Consider the following 12,722-nt stretch of genomic DNA (forward strand, 5'->3'; position numbering starts at 1 on the left):
CTGCGCCGCGCCCCCCGCGCTCACCGGCCTCGACCTCTCCTGCCTGCGCGTGCTCGGCTGCGGCGCCGAGCCGATCCACGCCCCGGCCCTGCACGCCTTCCTCGATCACCACGCCCCCGCCGGCCTGCGCCCGAGCGCGATCCTCCCGTGTTACGGCCTCGCCGAGGCGACCCTCGCCGTCAGCTTCGTCGCCCTCGACGAGCGCCTGCGCGTCGACCGGATCGCCGCCGCCGACTATCACAGCGACGGCCACGCGAGGCCCGTCCGCGACGACGAACCGGAGCTCCGCTTCGTATCCTGCGGCCGCCCTCTGCCGGGCCACGAGATCCTCATCGTCGACGACGCCGGCGCCCCGCTGCCCGAGCGCCGCGTCGGTCACATCCTCGTCCGCGGCCCCAGCCTCGGCGACGGCTACGAGCACGACCCCGAGGCCAGCGCCGCCGCCTTCACCCACCAGGGCCTGCGCACCGGCGACCGCGGCTACCTCGCCGACGGCGAGCTCCACGTCACCGGCCGCAGCAAGGACCTCGTCATCCTCCACGGCCGCAACTACGACCCGCAGGACATCGAGCGCGTCGTCGCCGAGCTGCCCGGCGTGCGCGACGGCAAGGTCGTCGCCTTCACGCGCCCCGGCCCGGACAGCGAGGCCCTCGTGCTCGCCGTCGAGGCCCACACCCGCGAGCCCGCCGCGCTCGCGCAGCAGATCCGCGGCCACGTCGCCCGCAGCCTCGGCCTCACCGTCGCCGAGGTCGTCCTCCTGCCCACCAGCGCCCTCCCGCGCACCACCAGCGGCAAGCTCCAGCGCGGCCTCACCCGCGAGCTCCACCTGCGCGGCCGACTTGCCCCAAAGGACATGTCCCCATGACCAGCTCCGCCAGACCCAGCGCCGCCGAGATCTCCGCCTGGCTGCAGGCCCGCGTCGCCCACCTCCTCGGCATCTACGCCGACGACATCGACCTCGACACATCCTTCCCCGACTTCGGCCTCGACTCTGTCACCGCCCTCGACGTCCTCGGCGGCCTCGAGGACTGGCTCGGCCGCGAGCTGCCCCCCACCCTCCTCGTCAAGCACGACACCGTCCGCAAGCTCGCGCAGCACCTCGGGCGCGGCGCATGAGCGCCCCCCAGACCCTGCAAGGCAGCCGCCGCCTCGACGCCGGCCGCCGCCGCCACGTCCACGCGCTCGCCTGGGTCCCGCCGCTCGGCGCCGTCGCGGCCGCGCTCCTGGCCTTTCAGACAGGTGATGTCAGCCCCCCCGCGATCGCCAGCCTGGTCGTCCTCTACGTGCTCTCGGCGCTCGGCATCACCGTCGGCTACCACCGCCTCTTCACCCACCGCGCCTTCGAGGCCGGCACCGGCGTCCGCGTCGCCCTCGCGATCTGCGGCGGCCTGGCCGGCCAGGGCCCGCTGATCTACTGGGTCGCGCTGCACCGCCTGCACCACGAGCGCAGCGACGAGCCCGAGGACCCGCACTCCCCCCACGTCAGCGACGCTGGCCCGCACGCCGGCTGGCGCGGCTTCTGGCACGCGCACATGGGCTGGCTGTGGACCCACCCGCTGCCCAACACCGCCCGCCACGCCAAGGACCTCATCCGCGACCCCGTGATCGCGGCCGTCAACCACCTCTATCCGCTGTGGCTGCTGCTCGGCCTGCTCGCCCCGGCGCTGGTCGTCGGCGCGATCACCCGCAGCCCGCTGGGCGCGCTCGAGGGCCTGCTGTGGGGCGGCCTCCTCCGCCTATTCCTCATCCAGCACGTGATCTGGTCGATCAACTCGGTGTGTCACCTGTGGGGCGATCGCCCGCACGCCACCGGCGACCGCAGCACCAACAACGCCTGGCTCGCGCTGCCCTCGTTCGGCGAGTCGTGGCACAACAACCACCACCACGCGCAGAGCTCCGCCTTCCACGGCTTCTCGCCGCGCCAGCTCGACCTCGCCGGCCTGTTCATCCGCCTGCTCGGCGCCCTCGGCCTCGCGTGGAAGATCCGCGGGCCGCGAAGTTAGCGCGGGCCCGCGACGCGGAGCTCACCGCAGCCCGCGGCCTCACGATCGCGTGGTGCGGCTCAGATGCCCTCGCACACCACCTTCGTGCCGTCGAAGGACTGGGTCTTGCAGACCGTCGCGTCCGAGCAGCCGCAGAAGCCGCCGGCCGTGCACACGTCGGCGTTGGTCGCCCCGGCGCAGTCCTCGTCCTTGCCGCAGCCGCAGAAGCCGTCGTGGCAGACCGAGGCCGCCGGTGACGTCGTCGCCTTGCAGTCGTCGTCGCTGGTGCACTGGCAAGCGCCGGTGCCGGTGTCGCAGTGCGGGTAGCCCGGCAGCGCCGAACAGTCCGCGTCGCTCTCGCACGGGTTCTGACAGACGCTGTCCTTGCAGGTGTAGTCGGTGTTGGCGCAGACCGTGACGTCCGCCCCGCCCTCGATCGGCGGCGCCTGGATCTCCTTCTGAAGCAGCGTCTCGCACATCACGAAGTCCGAGGGCGCCGTGGCGCAGCGGCCCTGTCCGCCGCCGATGTCGATGCACACCTGCCCCGGGCACTCCGCCTGGCCGGTGCAGGTCGTGACCCACCCGCTGAGCAGCACCTGGCAGTCGATGTCCCCCGTGCACTTGCCGGAGTCGCTGGTACAGCGGCCCTCGCTGCAGGTGAAGCCGAGGTCCATCCCCATCTCCTTGCAGTCCGCGTCGACGCTGCACTCCTCCTGACAGAAGCTGCCCGCCGGACCAGACGTCGGGTCCGCGGTCGGGTCGCTGGTCGGTGTGGTCGTCGGCGAGTCGGTGCCAGCGGTGTCGGTGGCCGTGGCGCCGGAGCTGCCGTCCGTGCCGCCCTTGTCGTCGCCGCAAGCCGCGGCGATCACGAGGGTGGAGACGAGAGACAGCATCCGGGTAGAACGAAGGGTCAGGTTGTGCATGGCTGCCTGCATGCAGCGAAACGGCGCGCCTGTCCACTCGAGAAGCCGCGCCTCGCTCCCCACGCCTCCCCAGCCGTCCCTGCGCGTGGCAAGCTCGCGCCATGTCGCTCGTCATCCGCCCCGCGCGCCCGGCCGACGCCGCGGAGCTCCACCGCCTCATCGTCGCCCTCGCCACCTACGAGCGCGAACCCGACGCCGTCGAGCTCACACCCGAGCGCCTGCGCGAGCAGCTCTCCGCCGAGCGCCCCCCCTTCGAGTGCCTGCTCGCCGAGCTCGATGACCGCGTCGTCGGCTTCGCCCTGCACTTCGCCAACTACTCGACCTGGCGCGGCCGACCCGGCCTCTACCTCGAGGATCTCTTCGTCGAGCCGGCCCACCGCGCCCGCGGCATCGGCCACCGCCTGCTCGCCCGGCTCGCTCGCCTCGCCGTCGCTCGCGGCTGCGGCCGCATGGACTGGATGGTCCTCGACTGGAACGCCCCCGCGCTCGACTTCTATCGCCGCATCGGCGCCCGCCCGGTCGACGGCTGGGTCGCCCATCGCCTCACCGGCGACGCCCTCCTCGCGCTCGCCCGCGCCGACCCCTGAGGCCAGGCTCCTCCATGCTCGACCGCAGCGACCCCCTCGAGCTCCGCGCCCGCGACCAAAAGCTCACCCCGCTCACCGACCGCAGCGCCAGCGATCTCCGCCGCGTCCTCCGTGTCGCCGCCCTCGCCCTCACCGCCGCGTGCAGCCACCGCTACCCCGACGCGCGCGCGCTCGCCGAGCTCGTGCAGCCGCTCCCCGACCTCCCCGCCGTCCCGCTGCGCTGCCTCGTCGCCAACCACGTGCACACGATCGTCTCCGACCGCTACAGCCACGATCCACGCCCGCAGCAGGCCGCCTGGGCCTACAGCCCGCGCGGCCTCCACGACGCGATCGCGGCCTTCCAGCGCGACGGCGTCGTAGCGATCGTCCTCACCGACCACAACGCCATCGACGCCAACTTCGACCCGCAGATCGCCCGCGCCCCGATCGCCGTGATCCCCGGCATGGAGTGGACCACCCGCCGCGGCCACGCCCTGCTGATCGGCTTCGCCGCCGTCGACCGCAACGACGCGATCCTCCCCCCGCCGTGGCGCAGCGCGACCACCCGCGCCGACTTCCAGGCCATGGTCGACCGCACCCACGCGCGCGGCGGCCTCGTGATCATCGCCCACCCGCGGGTCCCCCTGCGCACCTGGCCCGACGACAGCTTCGGCGCGGACGGTGTCGAGGTCTGGGGCCTCGACCTCGCCCTCATGCGCAACGGCGCCGCCCAGCGCTGGTGGCACGAGCGCCTCGTCGGCGGCGAACGCCTGCTCGCGATCGCCGGCACCGACCTCCACCCCGGCGCGACGATCCGCCGCCACCGTCACCCGCTCAACTGGGTCTACGCCGCCCGCTGCGACCCGACCGCGATCCTCGCCGCGATCCGTGCCGGCCACCTGCTCGTCGTCCGCGACGCCCACGCCCCGCAAGTCCTCCTCGGCCTCGAGGCCGGCGGCGCCCTCGACTTCGCCGATGCCCGCGAGGGCGACAGCCTCGCCCTCACCGGCCCCACCGTCGACGTCCAGCTGCGCGTGCTCGCCGGCGCCGGCGCCACCCTGACCGTGCTCGGCCGCGCCGGCCTGCTCCACACCCGTCCGATCGCTACAGCCGACGAGCTCGTGCGCCTGCACCTGCGCGCCGCCCCCGGCGACTTCATCCGCGCCGAGCTGCGATCGGGTCGACAGCTCCTCGCGCTCACGAACCCGGTGTATTTGCGCTGAGCGAAGGGCTGATCGCATCGCTGAGCGGAGCCTTGCTCGGAGCCCTGATCGGACTGCTGATCGGAGCGATGATCGGAGCGATGATCGGCCCGGTGATCGGCCCGCTGATCGGACCGCCCGCGGGGCTGTTCGGCCCGCTCGCCGCATCGCCGCGAAAGCGCCGCTGCACGACCTCGCCCCCGCGCTGGCGCGCCACCACATGCGTGGCCTCGGCCCCGAACAGCACGATCACCGCCGAGTAGTAGACCCACACCATCAGCCCGATCACCGATCCCGCGGCCCCGTACGCCGACGCGACGCCCGCGCGGCCGACATAGAACCCGATCAGCAGGCGACCCAGCGTGAACAGCAGCGAGGTGATCGCCGCCCCGATCCACAGGTCGCGCCACCGCGTCTCCGCGCTCGGCAGCAGCTTGAACAGCCCCGCGAACAGCACGGTCATCAACGCCAGCGGCAGGCCGATGTCGGCGAGGCGCCACAGCCCGTCGAGCGCCGCGACCGTGCGAGCCGACAGCGCCGAGATCAGCGAGCTTGCCACCACCGACGCGACCACCGACGCCCCGAGCAGCAGGATAAACAGCAGGCTCATCGCGCGCCCGCGCAGCAGCGCGAACCAGGCCAGGCGCGGCGGCTTCACGCCCCAGATCTTGTCGAGCGCCGTCTGCAGCTGGCCGAGCGCCGTGGTCGCGCCGACCAGCACACCGACCACCGAGATCGTCGCCGAGAACCAGCCGGCCCCCTGCGCGTGGGCGTTCGCCAGCACCTCCTGGGCCAGCTCGGCCCCCGGCCTCCCGATCGCCAGCTCGAAGCGCGCCAGCACCTCGCCCCGCGCCGCCTCCTCCCCGTACACCAGGCCCGCCACCGACACGATCATCAGCAGCAGCGGCGCGAGCGACAGCAGCGTGTAGTAGGACAGCGCCGCCGCCTGCGTGAACGGGTCCGCCGCGACGAACTCCGCGATCGTCGCCTTGATCAGTCGAATCACCCTGCGCATGAGCGCCGCGAACGTGCATCCGATCGCAGCGACCGTCGAGCGCTCCGCCGCGTGCACCCCACGCCGCCACTCCACCCCGAGGTCACCGCCGCGACGATCAATTGCGGCCCGCGCGCCAGGCCCTCGAGCTCGCGTGGCAGCGCCCCGCGCCTAGCCCTCGAGCTCGCGCGCCAGCAGCCCGTGGACCCACTGCGCCGCCGGATGCGGCTGATCGCAGATCGCCGCCACAGCGCCCCGCAGCGCCCCCTGCGTGCCCATTCGCAGCGCCGCGTCGCGCGCCAGATCGTGCGCCGCATACACGTCGTCGCCGCTGATCTCGACCCCGTGCCCGCCGCACAGCCAGCGGATCGCCGCCAGCGCCACCTCGCCAGCGAAGCCCGGATCGACCTCGAGCCGCTGCAGCCCGGCCCGGACCAGAGTGCGCGGGTCGCAGGGCGAGCGCCCCGCGATCTCGGCCGCCAGCGCGAAGAATCGCAGCGAGCAGGCCGTGGCGAACCATCGCCCCTCCTGCCCCGGGCTCGCCGCGATCAGATCGCCGAGCAGCTCGCTCGCCGCCCGCTCGGGATAGGCCCGCCGCAGCGCCTCAAAGCTCTGCCTGCAGTTCTGCCGCGTGTGCGCCACGAAGGCGAAGCGCCGGTACGCCGCCTCGCGCTGCCCACCCAAGGCCAGCACCGCCTCGCACACCCGGGCGATGTCCTGCGCGTGGCGGTGCCCCAGCGGATTGCTCGCCTCCGCGTAGGCGATCGCCGCCGCCAGCTCACCGCGGGCCGCCAGCGCCCGCACACCGAACTGTCTCTCGGGCCAGACCGCGATCGTGCGCCCCGCCAGCAGCTCGAGCGCCTCCTCGTGCTGCCCCGCCGCGACCTGGCTCGCGAGACAGGCGACGCTCGCCGCCGTCGCCACCCCCTCGCGCGCCTCTGGCAGCAGCCGCTCGGCCCACGCCTGCGCCCGCGTCGGCGTCACGCACAGCGCCCCCCAGTGCTCCGCGAGCCGGCGCAGGTGCCCCCCCGCGTCGCCCGTAAGCGCGGCCCACAGGCGCCCGAGCCACTGGTCGCGCTGCGCCGGCGAGGTCGGGGCCGCCGCGATCACCGGCGCGAGCGCGTCGATCGACCGCGCCACCGCGGCCGCCACCGTCCCGACCGGATCGTCGACTACCTCGATCGCCGCCGGCAGCAGCTCACACAGCAGCACCGCCCCCTCGCCCGCACGCAGCGCCTGCGACCTCGCGGCCCGCCGCAGCTCGCCGACCGCCCGATGCAGGCCGAGCGCCAGCTCCCCCGGCGTGCGCGTCGGCTCGGGATCGAAGCGAGCCGGGAAAGCCCAGGGACGGGGCACCATGGCCCACCCTACCACGCCGGCACGAATCCGCGCGACGCCCATTCGCGCGCCGCAGCCTCACACCCAGGGCGCAGCCCGACACCCGTGATCAGGCCTCGCGCAGCTCGGCGATCAACGCCTCGGCCCGACGCCACGCCACCACCACCAGCACGGCCCACAAGTTGAGCAAGCCCACCACCACCCCGAGCGCGATGTAAAAGGGCAAGTGCAGGTGCACGATCGCCGTCGCCGTGCCGATGAACATCAGCAGCAGGTGGGTGCCGAGGCCGAGATAGGTGGCCATGCGCATCGGCCCGGCGAACAGCTGCCGCGCGAACTCCGGGTGCACCGCGGGCCGCGGCGAGCTCGGCTCGACGCCGATGCAGATCCGCGAGATGTTGGTGTACGTGACCTCGTAGAAGCCCTGCGCGAACGCGAAGAAGGCGTCCTGCATGCGGGTCCTCAGCCCACGCGGGGCTGCGTCCTCGGCCTCGGCGTGCGGCCGCGACGCCGTGGCCTGCGACCGCGGCGGGCTCACCAGCACGCCGTAGCGCAGGCGCATGTGATCGTAGAGCCCCGTGTGGATCAGGACGCTGAGCACGATGCTGAGCGCCGCCGGCACGGTCCACACGCCCCAGTCGGGCGCCGTGCGTATCGACATCGCCAACCAGAACGCCACGCCGATGATGAAGTCGATCATCCCGTCGAGCAGCATCCCGCGCGCGCTGCCCTGCCCCGTCAGCCGCGCCAGCATGCCATCCACACAGTCGAGGATGTTGGCGAAGAACAGCAGGCACGCGGCCAGCGGCCACAGCCAGGACCCGAGCGGCGCGACCAAGATCAGCGCCGCCCCGAACAGCCCGATCGCCCCGCCGGCGAGCGTGAACTGGTTGGGCGTCGGCCGCCACGCCGCGTGCTCGAGCGGCCGCAACAGCAAGTACGCCAGCGGTCGGTGCAGGTACAGGTCGACCAGCTCCTCGGTGCTCGGGTCCTTGAGCGTGCGCCCGTAGCTCCACGCCGTGTCCTCGGCGCGCGGTGGGATCGGGTGCGGAGCTTCGTCGCTGGCCATGGCGCCCCGAGGGTGTCGCAAGATCAAGCCCAAACTGTCAAGAGCGGCGCTCGCCGAGGCGACGCACCTCCTCGGCGCGATCGAGCGGGCACACCAGCACCCGCCCCCCGCTGACCACCACGGCCACGTCACGCATCCCCAGCACCGCGACCTCGAGTCCCTCGCTCCACACCAGCACGCCTTGACTGTCGATCAGCTGCACCCCCGCCGTGGCCGGCGCCACCACCACGTTATCGCGGCTGTCCTTCGGCAACGCGTCATGCATCGCCGACCACGAGCCGAGGTCCGTCCACGGCAGGCGCATCGGGATGACGCAGAGGTCGCGCTGCTTCTCCATCACCGCGATGTCGATCGCCTCGGCCGTGATCGCGTCGTAGGCGGTGACCGCGGCGGGCCAGGGGTCCCGGTGGGCGAGCAGCGCCGCCGCGACCGGCGCGAGCGCCCGCCACATCGGCCGCGCGTGGCGCTCGAGCTCCTCCGCGGCGCGCCCGAGCGGCATCACGAAGATGCCGGCGTTCCACAGGAAGTGCCCGGTCTCGACGAAGATCTGGGCCCGCACCGCATCCGGCTTCTCCACGAAGCGCAGCGCCGGATACACGAACGCCGCGCCGCGCCGCGCCAGCGGCTCCGGCCCGCGCTCGATGTAGCCGTAGGCGGTGCTGGCCTCGCGCGGCTCGACCCCCAGCGTCACGATCCCCCCCATCTCCTCCGCCTGCTCACATGCAAGCTCCAGCAACGCGGTGAATCGATCCAGATCGCCGATGTGATGGTCCGCCGGCAGCACCGTCAACGTGGCCTTTGCGACCTGTTCTTCCGTACAGCCCCGATCCCGCAGGCGCTGGCGGACGTGCAGGAGGGCCAGCGCGACGCAGGGCGCGGTGCTGCGCGGCCGCGGCTCGGGAATCACGTTGGCGGGCGGCAGATCGGGCACCGCAGCCTCCACAGCCGGCACCAGGGCGATGTTGGTGACCACGAAGATCCGCTCGAGCGGCACCAGGCGACGCGCCCGCTCGACCGCCGCCGCGAGCAGCGTGCTCGGCGGGCGCTCGCTCAGCTGCAACAGCTGCTTCGGCCGCGTCGGCGTCGACGCCGGCCACAGACGCGTCCCGCCCCCGCCGGCCATGATGACGACGACCCGGACAACACCGACACTCCGCGCTGCCCCGGGGGCCATGGGTCACGCAGGTTACCCGCTGGCGCCCCGTCGTACCAGACTCGCGCATGACCGCGATCACGGCCGTGAGCAGCCGGTGGCGGCGGGTGTGATCTCCTCGCTGTGCGACCTCTTGCACACCCAATCAGGACGATAGGGCCTCGCACAGGCATGTGACGGGCCCGACACGCGAACTCGGCCAAGTCTTGACAGCAGCCGCCATTCCGACACACTCAGCCCTGCTTTGCGCCCCGTTCCCTCGCTCGCCAACCTCTCGCCGTACCGGGCCGTTTCCTCGTTGGACCGCATCTGGGAGCGTCCGAGTGAGCAGCACTTCAAGCTCGACTGGAACGAGGCCAGTGTCCCGCCCTCGCCGCGGGTGTACGAGGCGATCGTCTCGTTCCTCAGCAACAGCAACCATCTCAACTGGTACCCGGAGCTCGGCAGCCGCTCGCTGGCCGAGTCGCTGGCCGACTACACCAACGTCCCCGCCGCGCAGATCCTCGTGACCAACGGCTCCGACGACGCGCTCGAGCTGGTCTGTAAGACCTTCCTCGACCCCGGCGACGCCGTGCTGGTCCCGCAGCCGACGTACACGCACTTCCTCGTGTACGCCCGCTCGCGCGGCGCCCGGGTCGTCGACTTCTTCAGCCGCGACATCTTCAGCGCCGACATCGAGCGCCTCGAGGCCCAGGTCCGCGGCGGCCAGTTCAAGCTGGTCTACCTCGTCAGCCCCAACAACCCCACCGGCGTCGTCTACACCCGCGATGAGGTCGAGCGCCTGCTGATCGCCGCGCCCTCCACCCTGTTCATCGTCGACGAGGCCTACCACGAGTTCTACGGCGAGACCGTCGTCGAGCTCGTCAACCAGTACGACAACCTCGTCGTCACCCGCACCTTCTCCAAGTGCTTCGCCATCGCCGGCCTGCGCATGGGCTACCTGTGCACCTCAGACTACGCGGTCGGCGAGCTGGCCAAGCCCTTCAACCCCAAGAGCGTCAATCGCCTCGGCCAGGTCGCCGCCCAGGCCTGCCTCGACGACCTCCCGTACTACGGCTGGTACGTCAGCGAGGTCGACAAGGCCCGCACCTTCCTCACCGCCGAGCTGCGCCGCCGCGGCCTGTCCTGCTACCCGACGCCCGCGAACTTCATCCTCGTGCAGTTGCCCGAGCCCACCCGCTTCTGCGCCCTCCTGGCCGAGCAGGGCGTCTACATCCGCGACCGCAGCGACCTCCCGCGCCTCCCCAACTTCGTACGCATGACCCTCCCGACCCTCGACCAGTCCGAGGAGGTCCTGCGTCGCGTCGACATCGTGCTCGCCCAGATGCGCAGCAGCTCGCGCTCTGCGGCCGTTGCCAGCCCAGGGCCTGAGGGCCTGTAGCGGCGTGCGGCCAGCGGCCCGTAGCGGCCCGTGACGGGGCCTTGGGTCACGTCCGCGACGACGGCAGGGGCCCGCGCAGCAGCAGGTGCAGCGCCATCAGCACGCCGATCATGCCGCCGAGGATCGACCCGTAGACCACCACGGCCTCGACCTGTCCGCACAGGCACAGCAACATCCACGCGAACACGTAGGTGTCGCGGCGAAACAGCGCCCGCAGGTGGCCGCCGACGCCCTTCACCCCGAACACCTCCTGGACCTCGCCCTTGTCGCGCTGAAACCAGATGCGGAAGCTGTACGCGTCGCCGCTGCCGGTGCGGCGGTAGACCTCGTGGTACATGACCGCCTGACCGAACACCCGCAAGCCGCTCGCCACCAGCGCCAGCGTGCACCAGGCGCCCCCCGCGGCCACCCCTGCGCCGATGACGAACGCGACGTCCAGCAGGTCGTCGCTGAGATTGTCGAGCCACTGCCCGAGCTTGCTGCCCTGAAAGCGCAGGCGGGCCAGCTCGCCGTCGCAGGAGTCGAGGATCGACTGCAGCTGCATGAGCACCCCGCCGACCGCCAGCGCCGGCCATGAGCCTCGGCGACGGTAAACGCCGCCGCCAACCCGACCGCCGTCGACGCCAGCGTGACCTGATTCGGCGTCACCCGCGTGCTCGCCAGCCGCCTTGTGATCGGCATCGACACCCGCCAATTAAGCCAGCCGTCGATGAGCCCCTGGTGCCCCTTGGCCAGCTGCAGGCACAGCGCCCATTCCGCGGCCCGGCAGCTCGCCGCGTCGACCACGCGCTTCCCGAGCACCTCGTCCCCACGCACCACCACGGCCTCCGGCGGCGCCCCGCTGCCCGGCCGCACCCACTCGACCAGCACCGGCAGGTCGGCCCGCAGCGGCACCGGCTCCGCCGCCACCTGCGCGACCACGATGCCCCGCTTGGGCAACCCCCGCAGCACCCGCTCGAGCACCGTGAGCCCACCGCACACCATCGCGTGACCGCCCTCGGCGCCGGTCTCGACGAACGCCAGCGTCGGGGGCAGTCGATCGGCCAAGTCGGGGTAGGAGCTGCTCATGCGCGACACCTACCACAGCCGTCGCGGGCCGCAAACGCCTACTGCGGCGTGATCACGTCGAGCTTCATCCCGCCCGGGTACGCGTACGAGGTGAAGTCCGTGTAACCGACGTTGATGATGGCGAAGGGCTGCGAGCTCTCGGCGACGTGGGCGCCCTCTGTGATCACCCAGTCGGCCAGCTCGTAGCCCCCGATCGCCACGTACCCGCCGACCTGCACCCCGTCCACCGTGACCGCCGCCGCCCCGGCCTTGCGGATGATCTGGACGTAGTTCTTGGTGTAGCCGAGGCCGGTGGCGAACACGTAGCGGTTGAGAAACTGCTCGACCGGGATCATCTGCACCGTCGACGGGTCGCCGGTGCCGGCGCCCGCCGTCTGCGACTCGAGGTACTGCACCGGCAGGAACGCCGCGTCGCCGGTCATGATGAAGTGCTGGCTGGTGGTGATGATCTTGAACTCGCCCTTCATCAGCGTGAAGGGTCCGCCGGTCTGATCCGGCGTCGTCGTGATCTTCACCCCGTCCTGCCCGCCGAACACCCGCCAGTGGTACTTCTCGGTCCCCCGCTTGGGCGCGTGCGCGGCCACGTAGGTCTTCCCCCAGTAGTCGATCGGCAGCATCTGCTCCTCGATATGATCGCAGGTGTGGTTGCCGGTCGGCTCGCTCGTGCAGGCCGACGCCCCGACCACCCAGATCGGCTTGTCGGCGCTGACGTAGGTCCCGGTCAGGTCGACCGTGTACGCCGCCGCCACTTGCAGCGTGGTGAGGCGATCGAGCTTCACCTGGCCCTGCTGCCCGGCCTTGACCATCGGCACCCCGATGCCCGCGATCGTGTCGACCGGCGGCGTCCAGCTCACCGTCGTGTCGTCGGTCGTGGCGATCACTACGAAGTAGCTGCGATGGTTCTTGTGCAGCGTGCCCTCGCGCGCCGAGGCGATCACGTAGTTCTTCGCCAGCGCCGGCTCGGGCAGCAGCATCGACGCGTCGTTGGTCAGCTGGGCCCCGCGCGGCGCGTGCTGGTACGCGACGATCGGCAAGTCGCTGGCGAC

13 protein-coding genes and 1 pseudogene are annotated in these 12,722 nt (G+C 72.3%); 7 read left to right on the forward strand and 7 right to left on the reverse strand.

Annotated features, from left to right (window positions below):
• Positions 1-37: 37 nt before the first annotated feature.
• The 3 genes and pseudogenes from IPJ59_RS27005 to IPJ59_RS27015 all read left to right on the forward strand — a co-directional run.
• Positions 38-865 (forward strand): annotated as a pseudogene (locus tag IPJ59_RS27005) (AMP-binding protein); the annotation flags it as partial.
• Complete coding sequence (locus tag IPJ59_RS27010) at positions 862-1,116, forward strand: acyl carrier protein (protein ID WP_293251528.1); 255 nt, start codon at positions 862-864, stop codon at positions 1,114-1,116. The pseudogene IPJ59_RS27005 and the gene IPJ59_RS27010, both read left to right, overlap by 4 nt.
• Positions 1,113-2,003 (forward strand): acyl-CoA desaturase, encoded by an 891-nt coding sequence (locus IPJ59_RS27015; RefSeq protein ID WP_293273926.1) that lies wholly within the window; start codon positions 1,113-1,115, stop codon positions 2,001-2,003. The genes IPJ59_RS27010 and IPJ59_RS27015 overlap by 4 nt, the downstream gene beginning before the upstream one ends.
• 59 nt (positions 2,004-2,062) lie before the next feature.
• Here the strand turns inward: IPJ59_RS27015 and IPJ59_RS27020 are convergent, their stop codons facing one another.
• Positions 2,063-2,875 (reverse strand): hypothetical protein, encoded by an 813-nt coding sequence (locus IPJ59_RS27020; protein ID WP_293251524.1) that lies wholly within the window; start codon positions 2,873-2,875, stop codon positions 2,063-2,065.
• A 131-nt stretch (positions 2,876-3,006) separates the two neighbouring features.
• On the opposite strand from IPJ59_RS27020, the gene IPJ59_RS27025 reads away from it, so the two are divergent.
• Together IPJ59_RS27025 and IPJ59_RS27030 are read left to right on the forward strand one after the other, a co-directional pair.
• Positions 3,007-3,492 carry a GNAT family N-acetyltransferase gene (locus tag IPJ59_RS27025; RefSeq protein ID WP_293251522.1) on the forward strand — a complete coding sequence of 162 codons (486 nt, stop codon included), beginning with the start codon at positions 3,007-3,009 and terminating at the stop codon, positions 3,490-3,492.
• 14 nt (positions 3,493-3,506) lie between these two features.
• Positions 3,507-4,694: a CehA/McbA family metallohydrolase gene (locus IPJ59_RS27030; protein WP_293273927.1), complete on the forward strand. Its 1,188-nt coding sequence runs from the start codon at positions 3,507-3,509 to the stop codon at positions 4,692-4,694.
• Here IPJ59_RS27030 and IPJ59_RS27035 read toward each other — a convergent pair.
• From IPJ59_RS27035 to IPJ59_RS27050, 4 genes are all read right to left on the reverse strand, one after another.
• Entirely contained in the window at positions 4,669-5,688 is a 1,020-nt protein-coding gene (locus IPJ59_RS27035) for a YihY/virulence factor BrkB family protein (RefSeq protein ID WP_293273928.1), read from the reverse strand. The two genes, IPJ59_RS27030 and IPJ59_RS27035, sit on opposite strands and share 26 nt — an antisense overlap.
• A 150-nt stretch (positions 5,689-5,838) precedes the next feature.
• A complete protein-coding gene (locus IPJ59_RS27040; protein ID WP_293273929.1) occupies positions 5,839-7,026 on the reverse strand; it encodes a hypothetical protein in 1,188 nt (395 codons plus the stop codon).
• 88 nt (positions 7,027-7,114) lie between these two features.
• A complete protein-coding gene (locus IPJ59_RS27045) occupies positions 7,115-8,074 on the reverse strand; it encodes a CDP-alcohol phosphatidyltransferase family protein (RefSeq protein ID WP_293251516.1) in 960 nt (319 codons plus the stop codon).
• 37 nt (positions 8,075-8,111) lie between these two features.
• Complete coding sequence (locus tag IPJ59_RS27050; RefSeq protein ID WP_293273930.1) at positions 8,112-9,248, reverse strand: mannose-1-phosphate guanylyltransferase; 1,137 nt, start codon at positions 9,246-9,248, stop codon at positions 8,112-8,114.
• A 277-nt stretch (positions 9,249-9,525) separates the two neighbouring features.
• Here IPJ59_RS27050 and IPJ59_RS27055 point away from each other — a divergent pair, with 277 nt between their 5' ends.
• Positions 9,526-10,608, forward strand: coding sequence for a pyridoxal phosphate-dependent aminotransferase (locus IPJ59_RS27055; protein ID WP_293273931.1), 1,083 nt, complete (start codon positions 9,526-9,528; stop codon positions 10,606-10,608).
• 46 nt (positions 10,609-10,654) lie between these two features.
• On the opposite strand, the gene IPJ59_RS27060 is transcribed toward IPJ59_RS27055, so the two are convergent.
• A complete protein-coding gene (locus IPJ59_RS27060) occupies positions 10,655-11,158 on the reverse strand; it encodes a CDP-alcohol phosphatidyltransferase family protein (RefSeq protein ID WP_293273932.1) in 504 nt (167 codons plus the stop codon).
• Between the two features lie 177 nt (positions 11,159-11,335).
• On the opposite strand from IPJ59_RS27060, the gene IPJ59_RS27065 reads away from it, so the two are divergent.
• The gene (locus IPJ59_RS27065; RefSeq protein WP_293251511.1) at positions 11,336-11,599 is read left to right on the forward strand and encodes a hypothetical protein; all 264 of its coding nucleotides are present in this window, start codon (positions 11,336-11,338) and stop codon (positions 11,597-11,599) included.
• A 115-nt stretch (positions 11,600-11,714) separates the two neighbouring features.
• Here IPJ59_RS27065 and IPJ59_RS27070 read toward each other — a convergent pair.
• The coding region (locus tag IPJ59_RS27070) for an IgGFc-binding protein (protein ID WP_293273933.1) at positions 11,715-12,722 on the reverse strand (1,008 nt) is incomplete at its 5' end.

It is taken from the genome of Nannocystis sp., from assembly GCF_016714285.1.
Lineage (GTDB): Bacteria > Myxococcota_A > Polyangia > Nannocystales > Nannocystaceae > Nannocystis.